18 protein-coding genes and 1 tRNA gene are annotated in these 16,276 nt (G+C 66.3%); 3 read left to right on the plus strand and 16 right to left on the minus strand.

The window, feature by feature from the left end:
- Positions 1 to 114 precede the first annotated feature (114 nt).
- From ACOZ4I_RS05100 to ACOZ4I_RS05110, 3 genes are all read left to right on the plus strand, one after another.
- The gene (locus tag ACOZ4I_RS05100) at positions 115 to 882 is read left to right on the plus strand and encodes a glycosyltransferase (protein WP_424003680.1); all 768 of its coding nucleotides are present in this window, start codon (positions 115 to 117) and stop codon (positions 880 to 882) included.
- Positions 879 to 1,370, plus strand: coding sequence for a GtrA family protein (locus ACOZ4I_RS05105; RefSeq protein ID WP_424003682.1), 492 nt, complete (start codon positions 879 to 881; stop codon positions 1,368 to 1,370). Before ACOZ4I_RS05100 ends, ACOZ4I_RS05105 begins: the two co-directional genes overlap by 4 nt.
- Before the next feature lie 68 nt (positions 1,371 to 1,438).
- Positions 1,439 to 1,513 (plus strand) — tRNA-Met (locus tag ACOZ4I_RS05110).
- Positions 1,514 to 1,805: 292 nt separating this feature from the next.
- Here the strand turns inward: ACOZ4I_RS05110 and hpt are convergent.
- The 16 genes from hpt to coaBC form a co-directional block, all read right to left on the minus strand.
- Positions 1,806 to 2,375, minus strand: coding sequence for a hypoxanthine/guanine phosphoribosyltransferase (gene hpt / locus ACOZ4I_RS05115; RefSeq protein WP_162411782.1), 570 nt, complete (start codon positions 2,373 to 2,375; stop codon positions 1,806 to 1,808).
- 44 nt (positions 2,376 to 2,419) lie between these two features.
- Positions 2,420 to 4,327, minus strand: coding sequence for a hypothetical protein (locus ACOZ4I_RS05120; RefSeq protein WP_424003684.1), 1,908 nt, complete (start codon positions 4,325 to 4,327; stop codon positions 2,420 to 2,422).
- Positions 4,324 to 4,812: a hypothetical protein gene (locus ACOZ4I_RS05125; protein ID WP_424003686.1), complete on the minus strand. Its 489-nt coding sequence runs from the start codon at positions 4,810 to 4,812 to the stop codon at positions 4,324 to 4,326. Before ACOZ4I_RS05125 ends, ACOZ4I_RS05120 begins: the two co-directional genes overlap by 4 nt.
- A gap of 89 nt (positions 4,813 to 4,901) precedes the next feature.
- Positions 4,902 to 5,342 carry a type IV pilin gene (locus tag ACOZ4I_RS05130; protein ID WP_424003688.1) on the minus strand — a complete coding sequence of 147 codons (441 nt, stop codon included), beginning with the start codon at positions 5,340 to 5,342 and terminating at the stop codon, positions 4,902 to 4,904.
- A gap of 266 nt (positions 5,343 to 5,608) precedes the next feature.
- Complete coding sequence (locus ACOZ4I_RS05135) at positions 5,609 to 6,187, minus strand: DUF7344 domain-containing protein (RefSeq protein ID WP_424003690.1); 579 nt, start codon at positions 6,185 to 6,187, stop codon at positions 5,609 to 5,611.
- Positions 6,188 to 6,298: 111 nt separating this feature from the next.
- Positions 6,299 to 6,772 carry a type IV pilin gene (locus ACOZ4I_RS05140; RefSeq protein ID WP_424003692.1) on the minus strand — a complete coding sequence of 158 codons (474 nt, stop codon included), beginning with the start codon at positions 6,770 to 6,772 and terminating at the stop codon, positions 6,299 to 6,301.
- Positions 6,773 to 6,989: 217 nt separating this feature from the next.
- The gene (locus ACOZ4I_RS05145; RefSeq protein WP_424003694.1) at positions 6,990 to 8,780 is read right to left on the minus strand and encodes a Na(+)/H(+) antiporter subunit D; all 1,791 of its coding nucleotides are present in this window, start codon (positions 8,778 to 8,780) and stop codon (positions 6,990 to 6,992) included.
- Positions 8,780 to 10,459 carry a cation:proton antiporter gene (locus ACOZ4I_RS05150; RefSeq protein ID WP_424003696.1) on the minus strand — a complete coding sequence of 560 codons (1,680 nt, stop codon included), beginning with the start codon at positions 10,457 to 10,459 and terminating at the stop codon, positions 8,780 to 8,782. Before ACOZ4I_RS05150 ends, ACOZ4I_RS05145 begins: the two co-directional genes overlap by 1 nt.
- Positions 10,456 to 11,976 (minus strand): monovalent cation/H+ antiporter subunit D family protein, encoded by a 1,521-nt coding sequence (locus tag ACOZ4I_RS05155; RefSeq protein ID WP_424003698.1) that lies wholly within the window; start codon positions 11,974 to 11,976, stop codon positions 10,456 to 10,458. Before ACOZ4I_RS05155 ends, ACOZ4I_RS05150 begins: the two co-directional genes overlap by 4 nt.
- Positions 11,969 to 12,325 carry a cation:proton antiporter subunit C gene (locus tag ACOZ4I_RS05160; RefSeq protein ID WP_424003700.1) on the minus strand — a complete coding sequence of 119 codons (357 nt, stop codon included), beginning with the start codon at positions 12,323 to 12,325 and terminating at the stop codon, positions 11,969 to 11,971. The genes ACOZ4I_RS05155 and ACOZ4I_RS05160 overlap by 8 nt, the downstream gene beginning before the upstream one ends.
- Positions 12,325 to 12,798 carry a Na(+)/H(+) antiporter subunit B gene (locus ACOZ4I_RS05165; RefSeq protein ID WP_424003702.1) on the minus strand — a complete coding sequence of 158 codons (474 nt, stop codon included), beginning with the start codon at positions 12,796 to 12,798 and terminating at the stop codon, positions 12,325 to 12,327. Before ACOZ4I_RS05165 ends, ACOZ4I_RS05160 begins: the two co-directional genes overlap by 1 nt.
- Positions 12,795 to 13,340, minus strand: coding sequence for a DUF4040 domain-containing protein (locus ACOZ4I_RS05170; RefSeq protein WP_424003704.1), 546 nt, complete (start codon positions 13,338 to 13,340; stop codon positions 12,795 to 12,797). The genes ACOZ4I_RS05165 and ACOZ4I_RS05170 overlap by 4 nt, the downstream gene beginning before the upstream one ends.
- The gene (gene mnhG / locus ACOZ4I_RS05175) at positions 13,337 to 13,657 is read right to left on the minus strand and encodes a monovalent cation/H(+) antiporter subunit G (protein ID WP_424003706.1); all 321 of its coding nucleotides are present in this window, start codon (positions 13,655 to 13,657) and stop codon (positions 13,337 to 13,339) included. Before mnhG ends, ACOZ4I_RS05170 begins: the two co-directional genes overlap by 4 nt.
- On the minus strand, positions 13,654 to 13,929 hold the full coding sequence (locus tag ACOZ4I_RS05180) for a cation:proton antiporter (protein ID WP_424003708.1): 276 nt from the start codon (positions 13,927 to 13,929) through the stop codon (positions 13,654 to 13,656). The genes mnhG and ACOZ4I_RS05180 overlap by 4 nt, the downstream gene beginning before the upstream one ends.
- Entirely contained in the window at positions 13,926 to 14,960 is a 1,035-nt protein-coding gene (locus tag ACOZ4I_RS05185; protein WP_424004781.1) for a monovalent cation/H+ antiporter subunit E, read from the minus strand. The genes ACOZ4I_RS05180 and ACOZ4I_RS05185 overlap by 4 nt, the downstream gene beginning before the upstream one ends.
- 158 nt (positions 14,961 to 15,118) lie before the next feature.
- Positions 15,119 to 16,276, minus strand: coding sequence for a bifunctional phosphopantothenoylcysteine decarboxylase/phosphopantothenate--cysteine ligase CoaBC (coaBC, locus tag ACOZ4I_RS05190; RefSeq protein ID WP_424003710.1), 1,158 nt, complete (start codon positions 16,274 to 16,276; stop codon positions 15,119 to 15,121).

Raw genomic sequence — 16,276 nt, forward strand, 5'->3', positions numbered from 1 at the left:
GACCGGTTCGCTGGCCTATACGTCTTTTCGTTGGACTGCTCCCGACGGCTTATCAACCACCTATGGTGAGTAGCTTCGAACTGTTTTTACTCCTTCCAGTCGGACACGCTACCAATGTCGCGTTCCGTCGGCGTCGTCCTCCCCGCCTACCGTCCCGACGTTGCCCAGCTCGGGACCTACATCACCGACATCCAGGCCGCCCTCTCTCCAGAGACCGTCGTCGTCGAGCTCGACGCGCCCCGCGAGGGGGTCCCCGCGAAACTCGCTTCTCGCTCGGTCGACGTGGACACGGTTCCGTACCGCCGCGGCAAGGGCGCCGCGATCACTGCCGGCTTCGAGCGCCTCGACACCGACGTGCTGGCGTTCGCCGACGCTGACGGCTCGACGCCCGTCGCGTCGCTCGACAAGGTGCTAGAGCCGGTCCGATCCGGTCGCGCGGACCTCGCCGTGGGGTCGCGCCGACATCCCGACGCCGAGGTGGCCAGTCACCAGACCTTCGCCCGGCGCTTCCTCGGCGACGGCTTCGCGTGGCTCGCCGGACAGTTGCTCGACGCCAGCCTGTACGACTACCAGTGCGGCGCGAAGGCCATCGACGCGACCGCCTGGGATCGCGTTCGCGACCATCTCTACGAGCCCGGCTTCGCCTGGGACGTGGAACTCATCGCCATCACCGCCGCGCTGGATCGCTGCATCGAGGAGGTGCCCATCGAGTGGGAGGACCAGCCCGGCTCGACGGTGTCTCCGATACGCACCTCGATCGACCTGTTCCAGGCCCTCCTGACGGCTCGCCACCGCTCGAAACAACTCCGGAACGACAGCTTCCACACGGCGCTCGCCGAACACCTCGACGAACCGACGGCGCTCGTCGAGAAGGACCGATGAGCGACCTCGAGCGGCAAGTCCGGCAGTACGTGCCCGACCGGTTCGAGTCGCTGGTCTCTGGCGTCCGGTTCGGCCAGTTCGTCTCCGTCGGCGTCGTCGGTGCGATCAGCGACAACACGGTCCTCGCCGTGCTGGGGCTCGGCTTCGGCGTCGGCGACATGGCGGCGAAAGCCGCCGGCGTCGAGACGGCGATTCTGGTGATGTTCCTCGTCAACGAGCACTGGACGTTCGCGGACGAAGGCGACGCCGGCCGCCGATCCTTCGCCAAGCGCCTCGCGAAATCACACCTCGTCCGGTCCGGCGGCGTCGCGGTCCAGCTCTCCGTGTACTGGCTCCTGACCCAGCGCCTCGCGTTCGAACTCGTGATCGCGGGCACGGACCTCTGGTTTCTCGCCGCCAGCCCGATTGCCATCGGTATCGCGATGTTCGTCAACTACGTCGCCGAGAGCGTGTTCACGTGGCAGGTTCATCAGGACGACTCCCTGTAGCGCGTCACAAAGTCACGGACGGCACTCGAATCACAACCCTTAATGAGGGGACCGGACTACCAGATGGTAGCGGGATGGGATAGCCAGGAGATTCCGGCGGGCTCATAACCCGCAGATCGGTAGTTCAAATCTACCTCCCGCTATGTTCTGACGACACAACGACGAGGAGCAAAGCGACGAGTCACGTGTCGTCTGCGGTAGTCTGGAGTGGATCTGAACCCTGACAGTCGCGCACAGCGCTAGCGAGCACGTCTGTCTCCGGTTCAGATCTACCTCCCGCTATACTTTTGCTTCGAACATCACCGTGAGAAGCAAATTCTGTCCGAGGGAGTTCGAACGAGAGAACGCCGAGCGATAGCGAGGTGTTCCCGTCGTTCAACTCTACCTCCCGCTATCCGTGGTCGGGACTCGGACGAAGAATATGCAGTCGAAGCCCTAGTCGTCGCCGTGTTCGTCGACGATGACGACCTCGCCATCGACGACTTCGACGTTGATGAGCGTCTTTGCGTCGTAGCCAGCCTCGTCGAGTTTGTTCGTCCCGTCGGCCTTCTTGATCACGCAGACGATGTCGCGGATGTCCGCGCCGATGTCTTCGAGCGCGCCCGTGAGACCGGCCAGCGTGCCGCCGGTCGAGAGCACGTCGTCGAGGACGAGCACGCTGTCGCCCTCGTAGACGTCGTTGACGTACATCTCGCTCTCGGAGTAGCCCGTCACCTGCGAGAGCGACACTTCGCCGTCCAGGCCGTACTGGCGCTTGCGGACGACGACGAGCGGGATGTCGGTCATCAGCGACACCGCCGTCGAGATGTGGATGCCCATCGCCGCCGGCGTGACGATCTTGTCGACGTCTTCCAGCTCCGCCTTGCGGATGATCTTGATGACGATTTCGCGCAGGAGCTCCGGTCGAAGCATCGGGACCCCGTCGCTGATGGGGTGGACGAAATAGTGGTACCCTTCTTTCTCGATGATCGGGGCCTCGAGGAGGGACTCCTTGAGTCGGTCCATGCCGTCGGTACTGCGAGGCCATACTAAAATTCTCCGTCACCGACTCAGTACAGTCCCACCAGTTCGCCGAGCGCTCGCATCATCGGAAGCGCGTGCGAGTCACCGAGGGCGTAGTACTCGAGCACTGTCAGCAGGACGAAGACGAGCGTGACGCCGGTCGCGAGCCCGAGCAGCACCGCGCCGAGCCGCCCCGCCTTTCCCTCGCTCCGCCCGCGCAGCGACCAGAGCCCCAGCGGCAGCGCCGTTCCCAGCCCGACGAGTGCGTGGAACTGGAACGCCTCCCCGATGCCGTTCACCGTCAGCGCGACGGCGACGAGGGCAAACTGGCCGCCGACGAGGACCGTTGCCGAGGCCGTCCAGAGGTACGCTCGCCAGTGGTTCGCGAGCGCGTCGCGCACCGGCGGCAGTCGCACGGCGAGGTACACGCCGAGCGGGCACAGGGGGAACAGATACCGGGCTGTCACCTGCGCGTGCGTCGGCAACCGACTCGTGTACAGCAGGACGAGACCGAGCACCGTCGTCGCGGCGAACAGGTCCACGACGCGAGCCGGTCCGAGTCGGCGGTCCGGTAGCGACAGCGACGAGCGACGACGGGCGACCACGGGGAGCACGCCGGCCAGCGCGGCGAGCAGGGGGACCGACTCCAGCAGGGAGAGGTTCACCGATTCCGCGTCGGTGTCGCTGAGCGTCGACTGCGCGCTCCCGGAACGGACGAAGGTGTGGTACACGTCGATGGGCTCGGCACGGAACGCCCTGAACCCGACGAGGAGCTGGTCGACGAGCAACAGGAGCGGGCGCGCGCCGCTCTCGACGACGCCGAAGAGCGGCTGAAGTGGTGCGAGAATTCCGCCGGAGCCGTTCGACGAGCCGCCGGTGTCTCCGGCACTCCCGCCACCCGCCGCGGCGTCGCCCCCGGCCGAGTATCCGCCGGCGAGCAACCGCGGCGGTTTGACCGGCGAGCCGGTGATGGCGACGTTCGTCAGGGCGAACGGGATCAGCGACAGCAAGAACACACCTCCGACGACGGCCAGCGTTCGCGGGCTGTTCTCCGGGGCGGTCGGCACGTCGACGAGCGCCAGCGTCACGCAGAGGAGCAACGCCTCGGGCGCGTGTACCCAGGCGTACAGGCCGACCAGCCCGTAGGCCAGCGCCCGGAAGGTCCGCGACCGCGAGACGACCGGTCCGTCGGCCTCGCGGCGACTGCGGTAGAGGCAGTACGCGACGCCCATCACCACCGCGGCGGTGACGACGTGTCGCTTGGGGACCGACGCCCAGAACGCCAGCGGCGTCCCCGCAGTGACCGCGACTGCGCCCAGCAGTCCCAGCCGCCGGGTCTCCACCAGCGTGAGGAGTCGATAGCAGAAGACCGGGACGAACGCGGCCACGGTGAGGTGGAACAGTTGCAGGGCGTAGAGGTGGACTGCGCTGGGGTCGAGCGGCCGTGCTAGCGCCACGTTGAGCCCGAACAGGCCCAGAACCGCGATACCGCCGCCGACGATCACGCGGTCGCTGTCGGCGAGCCGCCCGCACTGGACGAGCAGCGCCAGCAGCGCGAGCGACCAGAGCCCGACCAGCGCGATGCGAAGTTCGACAACCGCCGCGAGGCCCTGAAGCACGAGCAAGTACGGCAGCGAGAGGGCGATGACGCCGTAGTTCCGCGCGAACTCCCGCCCGCCGTAGCTGTTCACGCCGGGGGTGTTCAGCGTCCCGCCGTAGGCCGGCTCCAGCAGCGCGACCTGTCCGTTCGAGAGGCTGTACAGGCCGTTCGCCAGCGTGACCGAATCGTTGATGAGAAACGTCGTCCGCCACACCAGCCCGAACAGACAGACCGCCCCGAGGAACACCACTAGCCCCCAGCGGTCGCCGAACAGGACAGGCACCGCTGTCCTGCGGGCGTTCGCGAACGCTTCCGATCGGTCACGAAGTTCGACTGCGACCGATTCGGCGCTCATCCGACCACCCTGACCGTGACGTTCCGCGTCGCGACGTCGGCGTGGCCCTCGCCGTCGCGCTTGCGGACGCTCACAGTGCCGTCGTATCGCTCCTGTTCGATTTCGTCTGCTCGGAACGTGTCCGACGCCAGCGTCAGTTCGTAGGTCTCGGCGGTTTCAGGGTCCAGAAAGTGGTTCGTCGTCCGCGTGTAGCCGAGTTCGTCGATCGTGAACCGGTAGACCAGCGTCGGATTGCCGTCGACCGACGAGAGTCGGACCGTCGCCGGCGGCACGTCGAGGTAGTAGTTCGCCGCCCCGTATGCCCCCCTCTCTATGGTCGCGTTCGCGGGCAACCGCGCGTCGGTGACCGTGACCGTTCCCGTCTCCAACGTGAGCGGTTCGGGTTCGGAGGCGAGCGTCACCCCGGGGACGAGCGGCCCGGAGAGCAGCGTGACTCCGACGACGACAAGCGTCACGACGGCGACGACGCCCCGGGCCACATCCATCGTATTCGCTCACTGGATACGCGGAAATAAAAGCATCGTGGCGCAGTGCTGTCGCTCACCGACTGAAAAATGGAGAAACGGCGGCCGGATTACGCGTCCGGACCGGAGTCTTCGGAGAGCGTCGCGGAGGTGTCACCTTCGACAGGCTCGTAGACGACGCGGAGTTCATACTGTGTGCCAGCGTTAGGACTAATCGAGTTACCAGCAGTGACTTCTGATGAAGGACTTAAACTACTCCAGTTTGTCCATGCGGCTGAGGACGTGGCGTAATCGAAGTCACCTCGAACATACAGTTCCTGTGCTTCGATCGAGTCACCGCCATCGTGAGTCACAGTAAGTGTTTCCGTGCCACCTCCCTCGTACTCCCACGAGAAGCTGGCCTGCGGCGTCGCCTGCTGTGCCTGGTCCCCGAGCCCGAGGACGAAGGAGGCGATAACGGCCGCCAGGATGACCGTGATTGCGACCATCAGGATGACCCCGATGACCGGCGAGACAGCGTCGTCGTCTTGAATGAGACGTTTGATGTCCATGGTTCGTGCTTTGCGTCGCACACCGCGAATACGACCCGAGTAATCCAACCCTACGCTCCGAAGGGATTACTTACCGGCCTCGCGGTGATGCGCTGATTCAGCTACATGAGAGGTATCCACTTAAACACGTAGTACGTTTTAGCCGTTCAATGGCGGCCTGAAACCCTTCAAGATGGCCTGTAAACCCAATTTTCGCCACCCCTACTGGATATATAATGGTAGGGGGCGCTCGAAGGAGACTTCCCAAAACGAGGTTGCCGATCGACTCAATCGTCGCACTCGGACTGCGCTGTGAACTCGGTGAGCGTCATCTCGCGAGCGACGTAGGTGTGGTAGCCCGCGGAGACGCAGAGGACCATCGAGAACACCGTCGCCCAGACCAGCGGCGGGATGAGTGTGAACGGATAGACGCCGACCCAGAGAATCGTGACGACCGCGAGGCTCACCGCCCCGAGTGAGAGGTAGTACTCCCGCCAGGGGAACTCGCTCCCGGGGACGATTTCGAGGTAGACGGTGAGTTCCTCCGTCTGCTCGGTCCGCGTGATCGTCCCGTTGTCGTCGTCGTAGTCGATGATGCCGGCCTCGTCCATCCGGGGAAGGTGCGACTGCTGTAGCGTGGTGTAGACCCGCTTTCGCTGCGCGCTGGTCACCTCGGCGTTCGGACAGTCGTACTCCTGGGCCGCGACGTGGGACGCGAGGTCTCCGAGCGACACCGGCCCGCCGTTCTCACGGAGATACTGGAGCGTGTGCCGACGGCGCTCGTTCTGTAGCACGTCGAAAATCTCGCCCTTGGAGATGTGTTCCTGCGCATCGGTCGACTCTGGTTTTTGTACTTGCTTGCTCATGCGATCGCCTCCAATCCACCACCCTGACCGCGCATTATAGCGAATGTCAGGTGGTCCATCGGTTATAATATCACTGGTCTCGGCGGCGTAATGAAAAACGAGAATCCGCGATTACGCGTCCGGCCCGGTTGCCGTCGCGAGAGTCGCGGAGTTGTCGCCGGTGGAAGATTCGTAGACGATGTTGAAGTCGTAGCCACCGCCGGTCACACCCACGGTGATTCGATCCCCTGCAACCACCTTGCTGTTGCTTCCACTCACATCGCCGCCACTGGAGAGCCAGTCGGCATTGTTACTGGTCACATCTGATGAACTGCCACCGATACCCGATCCTCGGATATACAGATTGCTCGCCTTGATCGAGTCCCCACCATCGTGGGTTACGGTTACCTGTCCGTTAGTATCTGCACTGCTATCGTATTCGGTACTGAAGCTTGCTTGCGGTGCGGTGTTGCTGACCTGGTCGCCCAGGCCGAGCACGAACGTCGCGATGACGGCCGCGAGAATGACCGTGATCGCGACCATCAGGATGACCCCGATGACCGGTGATACAGCGTCGTCGTCGTCGAAGAATCGTTTGAGTTCCATGGTTGTCTATCCGGCACACGCAGACGGGGCGGTCATCACTGTGGAGGTCGCCCCGGTACGTTGTGCTTACTTCGGGAGTGGATATGGAGCTATTTAAGCTTGCACCTGTATTATCAGAGACTGTAATCTCTCACCACATTCAAGTCGCGCAAAACTGTACGAATGGGGCTGATACGGGACTGCAGCATTCAGTTATCGTCTCCGATACCGTGGCAGGCTACGAGAGCAGCAACAGCGCTACCGTCACGAATACCGCGAGTATCAGGACGCTGAATCCGATTCCAGCCCGGAGCGGATGAGCCGCCCGGTCGTCTGCCGCGTTTCGGAACTGTGCGAACTGTTCGTCCGGCTCCGTTGCCGTCCGTACGATCGTATTCGTCGACTGGACCACGACGCGGTCGACAGCCGCGTAGAGTTCCGTCACGCCGACGACGAGAGCCCGTGCCCCGTAGAAGACGACTGGGTTGTACAGCCGGTCGATGTCGGGGACGCGACCGAGCTTCGAGAGGGGTTTCTTCGTCACCGCGAAGCCGATCAGGCCGAGGACTGCGAGGGCAACCCCTTCGACGACGTGTGGGATAGTGTAGGTCTTGTAGACGTGGTCGACGACGGCCCCGTCGGTCACGTCGAACGGCAGGATCGCGAACAGCGCGCTGTCGAAGACGCCGTAGACGACACACAGCGCGGCGACGGCCAGCATGGCGACGCTCTGGAGGCGGTTGGCGTCCGGGACGCTCCCGTCGTACTCGCCGTGGAAGAAGGCGTAGTAGCCGAACTTGATGAACGACATGAACGTCCCGACGCCGCCGAGCAGCAACAGCCATTCGAGCGTGTAGAACTCGCCGATGGGCAGCGGCCCCTTGGAGAAGCTGTAGTGGCTCGCCGAGATGACGATGCCTTTGCTGACGAAGCCGTTGAAGCCGGGGAACCCGGCGATGGAGAGCGCGGCGACGGTGAACGCCCCCGCGGTGAGCGGCATCTCCTTCCGGAGGCCGCCGAGTTTCTTCAGGCTCTCTTCGCCGGTGCGGTAGATGACGACGCCGGCGGTCATGAACAGCAGTCCCTTGTAGAGGATGTGATTGAAGACGTGCGCGAACGCCCCGGCCTGCGCGAGCGCGCCGCCGATGCCGACCCCGGCCACCATGTACCCGACCTGCGACTGGATGTGGTAGGACAGCAGGCGGCGCATGTCGTTCTGGAACAGCGCGAACATCGCGCCGAAGACGGCCATCCCCCCGCCCATGTAGGCCACCGCGACGTGTCCGTCCGGGAACGCGCGGTACATCCCGTAGACGCCGGTCTTGGTCGTGAACACGCACAGGAACACGCTGGCGGCGACGTGCGGGCGCGGGTAGGTGTCCGGCAGCCAGGCGTGCAGGCCGATGAAGCCCACGTTGACGCCGATACCGATTGCCGCGAGCGCGGCGGGCAGCCCCGCCGTGATACCCGCCGTCTCGGGACCGTTGGGAACCGACGCGAACAGGAACGTCCCCTTCGCCACGTACGTCTGGAGGATCGCGGCCATCAGGAGCGTCCCGCCAACGCCGTGCAGGAGCGCGTAGCGAAAGCCCGCCCTGACGGCCTTCCCGCCGTAGTGCCACACCAGCAGCGTGCTGGTGACGGCCATCAGCTCCCAGAAGAACAGCAAGGAGAGCCAGTCGCCGGCGAAGACGGCCCCGAAGCTGGTCGCGACGTACGAGAGCGCGAAGCCGGTCTGCGTGGTGTCGGCGTCGCTAGCGTAGGAGTACGCCACCGCGACGGCGGCGATGAGCCCGAAGATCAGCCCCATCAGCCGCGAGAAGTCGTCGACGTTGAACAGCACCGCGTCGAAGCCGAGGAACGTCGTCTGGAGGTGCGCGCCGGTCGGCACGAACCAGACCCAGGCCACCGCGAGCGCTGGCACGAGCGCCCCGAGGGCGTGCCCGCTCCGGCGGCCCAACAGCGCGACGAGTATCGCCACGGGGAGCAGGACGGCGACAGGCGGGACGAGCGTCAGGAACTCGGCCATCAGAGCGTCACCCCCGGAAGGTTACCGACGATCGTCGTCACGATGCGGAGGAAGACGACGGTGTTGGGGACGGTCCCTAAGAGGAGGGACAGCGTCGCCGCGGTCAGTATCGGCCCGAGCATGAACCACGTGCTCTCGCCGCCGCGCCACCCGGCCTTCGTCCAGCCACCCGCCGGCGGGCCGCCGTGGTGTTCCACGTCCTCGTGGTGTTTGCCGAGGTGGTCGACGTGCTGCGGTTCCGGGACTTCTTCGACAGTCTCGGTCGATGGCTCGTCCGACTCCGCTGCGCCGCCGTCCGCTCGCACGGCGTCGCGTCCGCCGAGCGGGCCTCCGATGAGCGGCTTCTCGTCGTGGCCCTCCGGCGACTCGAAGTACGCCTGATAGACGATGGGCCAGAAGTACGCGATGTTCAGGACCCCGGAGACTAGCAGGGCGGCGGCGAAGACGGTGCCGCCGCCGTCCAGCGCCCCGATGACGAGGTACCACTTGCTGACGAAGCCGGCGACAAGCGGGATACCGGCCATGCCGGCCGCGGCGACCCCGAACGCGGCCATCGTCAGCGGCATCCGCTTCCCGATGCCGGCCATGTCGCTGATGTCGTCGGTGTGCGTCTCGACGTGGATTGCGCCCGCACAGAAGAACAGCGTGAGCTTCATGAAGGCGTGGGCGGGGATGTGGAGCAGCCCGCCGACGAGGGCGTCGCCCTTCAGCAGTGCCAATCCGAGCACGATGTAGGAAAGCTGGCTGATCGTCGAGTACGCGAGCCGTCGCTTGAGATTGTCCTGCCTGAGCGCGATGACGCTGGCGGTCAGGAGGGTGAAGGCCGCGACGGCGGCGAGCGGCAGGCCGACGCCGAGTTGCTCCATCGTCCCCGTTCCGTACACGTCGAGCACAACGCGAGCGATACCGAAGACGCCGCTCTTGACGACGGCGACGGCGTGGAGCAGGCCCGAGACGGGCGTCGGCGCGACCATCGCGTCCGGGAGCCAGGAGTGTGCCGGCATGAGCGCGGCCTTCACGCCGAAGCCGGCCGCGAGCAGCGCGAACGCGGTCCGTGCGAGCGTCGGATCGGCGGTCGCCAGTCCCTCCAGTCCGCCGGGCGTGAACGCGGTCGTCCCGGTGAGGACGAACACGAGGACGGTCCCGCCCAGCACGGCGACGCCGCCGCCGAACGTGTACGCGAGGTACTTCCGACCGGCGGCGCGGGCCTCGTCGGTCTCGTCGTGGGTGACCAGCGGGTACGTCGAGACGGTCAGTAGCTCGTAGCAGACGAACAGCGTGAGCAGGTTCGACGCGAACGCGACGCCGACCGCCGACGCGAGGCTGGCCGCGAAGGAGGCGAAGTAGCGCGTCTGAGCGTGTTCGTCCAGTCCGCGCATGTAGCCGATGCTGTAGAAGCTCGTGACGATCCACAGCAGGCTCGCGAGCAGGCCAAAGAGGAGTCCCAGCGGATCGACGTTGAATGCCAGTTCGATACCGGTCGCGAACTGCCCGACGACGAACTCGTACTCTGTCCCGTTCAGGACGCCGGGGACCATGCTCGCGATGATACCGAACTTTGCGAACGCGACGGTCAGGGTAACCCCCTCTCGTAGATTCGGTCGGCCTTTGAGCGAGAGAATCACGGGGATAGCCGCCGCCGAAACCAGGATCGCCAGGATGGGTCGTAACTCAGTCATTGGGTTAGCAGGGGTGGAAGCGTTTCTTCGAGCACTCTTTGCAACTCCGGGACGGCGGCGGTCAGCGCGACCGCGAGGACGGCCGCGGTGACGACGACGGCGACCATCCCGACCGAGACCGCCTGCCCGCTCCCGTCGGCGACGGTGGCGTCAGCGGGCGCGTCGGAAGGCGCGTTGGCCTGCTCGTCCGCGTGGATGGTCGCCTCGGCGAAGTACAGGCGCTCGACGAGGCGCGCGAAGTACGCGAGCGTGAGCAGCGTGCTCGCGAGCAGGACGACGACGACGGGCCAGATCCCGGCGTTGACCGCGCCGATGACGATGTACCACTTGCCGACGAAGCCGACCGCCGGCGGAACCCCGACCATCGCGAGCGCGAGGACGGAGAACGCACCGGCGGTCACCGGTGCGCGACTGCCCATCCCGGCGTAGCCGTTCAGGGTCGTCGCGCCGGTCTTGCGCTCGATGACGCCCGTCGCGGCGAACAGCCCGCCTTTCATCACCGCGTGGCCGAGCAGGTGGACGCTCGCACCGACGACGGCCATCGGCGTCCCGACGGTGAAGCCGGCGACGACGAGGCCGAACTGCGACACCGAGGAGTACGCGAGCATCCGCTGGACGCTGCTCTGGGAGACGGCGAGCGCGCTGCCGGCGACGATGCTCACGCAGGCCAGTCCGAGGAGCGCCCAGCGCGCGACCGGCACGGCAGACAGGAACTCGACGGTGAACACCGAGAACAGCAGCCGTGCGAGCGCGTACGCGGACACGGTCGAGACGAGCGCGGAGATGAACGCGCTCACTGTGTCCGGTGCGTTCGCGTAGGCGTCGGGCTGCCAGGTGTGCAGCGGGAACAGCGCAACCTTCACCGTCAGCCCGCCGACCATCAGCCCGAAGGCGGTCAGGATCAGCGTGGAGTCGTAGGCCGCCATCGACCCGAGCTTCTCGGCCAGGTCGGCCATGTTCAGCGTCCCCGTCGCCGCCAGCAGGTAGCCGACGCCGAGGAGGTACAGCGACGCGCCGACGGTCCCGATGACGAGGTACTTCAGCGCGGCGACGGCGGACTTCGCGTCGTCGCCGCTCGCGACCAGCCCGTAGGCCGCGAGCCCGGTAATTTCGAGGAAGACGTACAGATTGAACACGTCCCCGGTGATGCTCATGCCGGTCAGGCCGGCGACGAGCAGCAGGTACAGGCTGTAAAAGGAGTTCGACCGCGGGCCGGCGTGGCGCGCGTACGCGAGCACGCCCAGCGCGACGACGGCGACGAGCAGGGCGACGGCCGCCGAGAGCCCGTCGACGACGAGTTCGATGCCGTACGGGGCGGCGAAACCGCCGACCTCGTAGCTCACTGTGCCGTTCGCTGCGACAGTTCGGGCCAGCAGTCCCGCGAGAGCGACCTGCCCGGCGACGGTCAGCGTCGCGACGACCCAGCCGGCCCGTTCGTGGAGCAGGCTGACCACCAGCGGCACCGCGCCGCCGAGTATCGGCAGGACGACCAGCAGGACGGGGAGATGTTCAATCATGGTAGAGCTGTTTGAGTTTGTCTTCGTCCAGCGTCCCGTACTCGGTGTAGATGCGGATGAGCAGCGCCAGCGCGACGGCGGTCAGGCTCACCCCGACGACGATGGCGGTCAGAATGAGGACGTGCGGGAGCGGGCTGACGTAGGGGCCGCCGCCGTCCTCGATGATCGGCGGATGGCCGCCGGCCCGGAACGCGAGCGTGATGAAAAACAGGAAGATGCCCGTCTGGAAGATGTTCATCCCGATGACTTTCTTCACGAGGTTCCGGGACTCGACGAGCATGTACAGGCCGATACCCAGCAACAGCATGACCGCGACGTAGTTGTAGTGTGAATCGAGCAGTTCCAACATCACTCTTCAGCCTCCGGTGTGTCGACCGCGTGACCGTAGCCCGCCGCCAGCAGGAAGAACAGCCCGATGGCGACGCTCGCGACGATGCCCCCGATGCCCAGTTCGACGAGTTCGATCCCGTAAGCGGTCGCGTGCGAGAGGAACCGCTCGTACAGGTGGTACTCGAGGAAGTTCCCCCCGAGGAGGATCGTCCCCAGGCCGATAGCGGCGAACAGGAGCACGCCGCCGGACGCGAGGGAGGCGACGACCCGCACGTCGACCCACTCCCGGGTCGAGTCGATGCCGTAGGCGAACGCGAGCATCATCACCACGGAGCCGGCGATGACGCCGCCCTGGAACCCGCCGCCGGGCGAGTTCGCGCCGTGGAACATCACGAACAGCGCGAACGTGAGGACGAACGGCGCGACGACCCGGACCGTCGTCATGATGATCGTGCTCTCGACGTACAGCCCCGGCCGGTCCTCGCCGCTCATGCGAACACCTCCTGCCTGAGGACGGTTAGCGCGGCGACGCCGGCCGAGAAGACCACGACGGCCTCCCCGAGCGTGTCGAACCCGCGGTAGGCCGCGAGCACGGCGGTCACCGCGTTGTGGACCTCCGTCTGCTCGTAGGCGTTTTCGAGGTAGTACTGCGTGACTTCGCCGCTGACGACGGGGTTCGCTGCCCCATCGGCACCGATAGCTGGAAGCGAGGGCACCGTCGCCAGCATCACGAGGACGAACGCGCCGACGAACGCGACCGTTCGGAACCGGACCCGCTCCAGGATTCGGTCTTCCTGCGGGCGGACGGTGTTCGCGAGCGCCAGCAGGAACAGAATGGTCATGATGCCGGCCCCGACGGCGGCCTCGGTCAGACCCACGTCTGGCGCTTCCAGGATCACCCAGATGATGGAGACGCCGAGGCTGTAGGCGGCGAAGGCCATCACGGACGCCAGCACGTCCTTGAGGAGTGCCGCGCCCAGCGCACAGCCGAGGACGAACACCAGCAGCGCCGCCTCGATGAGCGTCAGCGTCATCGCTCTCCCTCCTCGTCGCCGGCGGTCCACGGCTCGATACCCTGATCTTGTGCCGCCCGGGCGATGGCGTGGGCGGCCGTCGGGTTCGTCAGGAACATGAACGCGAGCAGGAAGACGGCCTTGATCGTCGAGAGGTCGGTTTGCAGGGCGAGCGCCGCCGCACCGATAGTGAGGACGGCTCCGAGGGTGTCGCTCTTCGACGCGGCGTGGGCCCGCGTGTACACGTCCGGCAACCTGACGATGCCGACTGCGGCGACGCCGCCGAAGAACGCGCCGACGAGCGCGAGCGCGATGATCGCCCACTCGGTCGGCGTCATAGCACACCCCCGTGCTCGACGTTGAACTTCGAGAACGCGATCGAGAGCAGGAAGTTCAACAGGGCGTACACGAGCGCGATGTCGAGGAACAGCGGCGCGTCGAGCGCGCTGGAGACGAGGGCGATGGCGATCACCGTGTTCGTCCCCATCACGTTGACCGCGATGACCCGGTCGTGATCGGTCGGTCCGGCGACCACGCGGTACAGCGAGACGAGGGCGAAGACGACGAACGCGGCCGCGATGGCGAGCAGCGCCGACTCGAACGCGATCATTCCGCCACCTCCGTCTCGCTATCGGCGTCGGCCGCGTCTCCGTCGTCACCCTGGCCGCGCTCGCGCGGCGAGGGGATCGCGGCCGCCTCGCGGCCGTAGAAGACGAACCGGACCGCCCGCTCCAGGCCGCCCTCGAAGAGGTCGTCGCGCACCTCGCCGGTGAGCGAGTGAATGTCGAATGCCCGTTCTGAGACGCTGACGGTGAGCGTCCCGGGCGTCAGCGTGATGGAGTTCGCGAGCGTCGTCACCGGGGCGTCGCCCCAGACGGCCGCCTCGAACTCGACGATCTTCGGGTCGATCGGCAGCGAGGGGTGCAAGACGACGTAGGCGATGTGGACGTTCGCCACCACGATCTCTTTGAGCAGGTACGGGACGTAGATCGCCATCCGACCGAGCTGTTTCGGGATGCGGGTCAGCGAGGGCTGTCGGCTGAACGCGATCGGTGCGAGCAGCGCGGAGACGATGGTCGCGGTGATCGCCCCGGTCAGGAAATCGAGCGGCTTGTAGGTGCTCAACAGGAGGTAAAACAGGTACGAGATCCCGAATACCGTGCCGTACTTGGGGAGCGTCGCCGCCCGGGCGAGTGCTGTCGACCGGGCCGGTCGCTCGACCGGTGCGCTCTCGACGGACACGTCGTCGCGGGCGAGTTCGACCTCGAGCGGCCGGAGCATCGGCGTGGTCCCGCCGGGGTTGAACTCGGGATCGAGGACGACCTGCTCGATGTCGTGGTCGCCCGCGTAGGCCAGTATCGCGTCGGCGTAGTCGCCCGGGCTGAACAGATAGCGGTCCGCGCCGATGATCTCGAACGTCACGTCGAGGTTCGTCGGCGGGTCCGAGCCCAGGTCCTCTTCGACCCAGACCTCGGCGCGGTCGAGCAGCGACTTGGCGTCTCCGAGTTCTTCCTGCGCCTCGGGGTCGACTGCACGCGTACTCGCGATCACGACGAGGTGAAGCGCTACCTGCTGCGGACTGTCGTTCGCCACCGTCTCGGCCTGCTCGACGGCGTAGGCGACGGTGCTCCTGACCGTCACCGAGTCGTCGAGTGGCACCAGCAGACGACGGGGTTGGGCTGCAGTCACGGTGTGTCCTTGAAAATCCTGTTTGTAGCTGTTTGACGAGCGTTACTGTCGTTATCGGTCCCGAACAACGGGACACGCAAAACTATTTCGTAATCGGACACGGCGTCGCTTCAGTTCGTCAATCGACCTGCCAGTTGGTCGGCGACGGCGAAGCCCAGCCCCTGCTTGTCGCCGACGTACTCCGTCGCGTCGTCGTCGACGAGCAGGGCGCGCGTCTCGGTCGCACCCATCACGCTCGCGTCGTTGGCCACGACGAACGCGAGGGCCGTGCGGTCCCGGATCTCCCGTGCCCGGTCGACGAGCGTCTCGTCGTCGCCATCGGTCTCGACCTTGAAGCCGACGATGGGGAGGTCCGGATGGCGCTCTCTGACGGTGTCGATGAGCTTCGGCGTCGGTTCGAGCGACAGCGTCAGTCCCTCCTGTCCGCTCTTGATCTTCTCGGGGGCCTGCTCGACCGTGTAGTCCGAGATGGCGGCGGCGGAGACGAGCGCGTCTGCCTCGTCGGCGACGCCAGTCACCACCTCGGTCATCTCCGCGGCGGACTCGACCGACTCGACGGTCGCGTACGGCACGTCCGGCCCGTCGTGGACGAGCGTCACGTCCGCGCCACGCACGTGGCACGCCCGCGCGACCGCGCGCCCGGTCTTACCGGAGGCGCGGTTCGAGAGCGTCCGAACCGGGTCGATTGACTCCGTCGTCGCGCCGGCGGTCACGACGACGTGCTCACCCGCCAGCGGCGTCTCGCCCGCCGCTCTGGCCGTCGCGGTCACGATGGCCTCCTCGGTCGCGATCTTCGCCTTCCCCTCTTCGATGCGCGGGTCGACGAAGTCGACGCCCCAGGACTCGACGCGGTCGATGGCGTCCAGCACGCCGGGGTGGTCGTACATCGGCTCGTGCATCGCCGGCGCGACGACCACCGGCAGGTCCGCGCCGAGGGCGGTGGTGGCACAGGTCGTCACCGGCGTGTCGTCGATCGCCGCGGCGACCTTCCCGACGGTGTTGGCCGTCGCCGGGGCGAGCAGCAGCACGTCTCCCCAGCCGGTCCGCCCGCAGAGGTCGACGTGCTCGACGCTCCCGGTCAGTTCCGTCACCACGTCGTGCTCGGTCGCGAACTCCAGCGCCCACGGGTGGATGATGCCCGCGGCGCTGTCGGTCATCACGGCCCGGACCGCGGCCCCCTCGCGCCGGAGTTCGTGGGCGAGTTCGACCGTCTTCACCGCGGCGATGGAGCCCGAGACCCCCAGCACGACGTTGACTCCGTCCAGCAT

It is taken from the genome of Haloarcula salina (assembly GCF_049603855.1).
GTDB classification, from domain to species: domain Archaea; phylum Halobacteriota; class Halobacteria; order Halobacteriales; family Haloarculaceae; genus Haloarcula; species Haloarcula salina_A.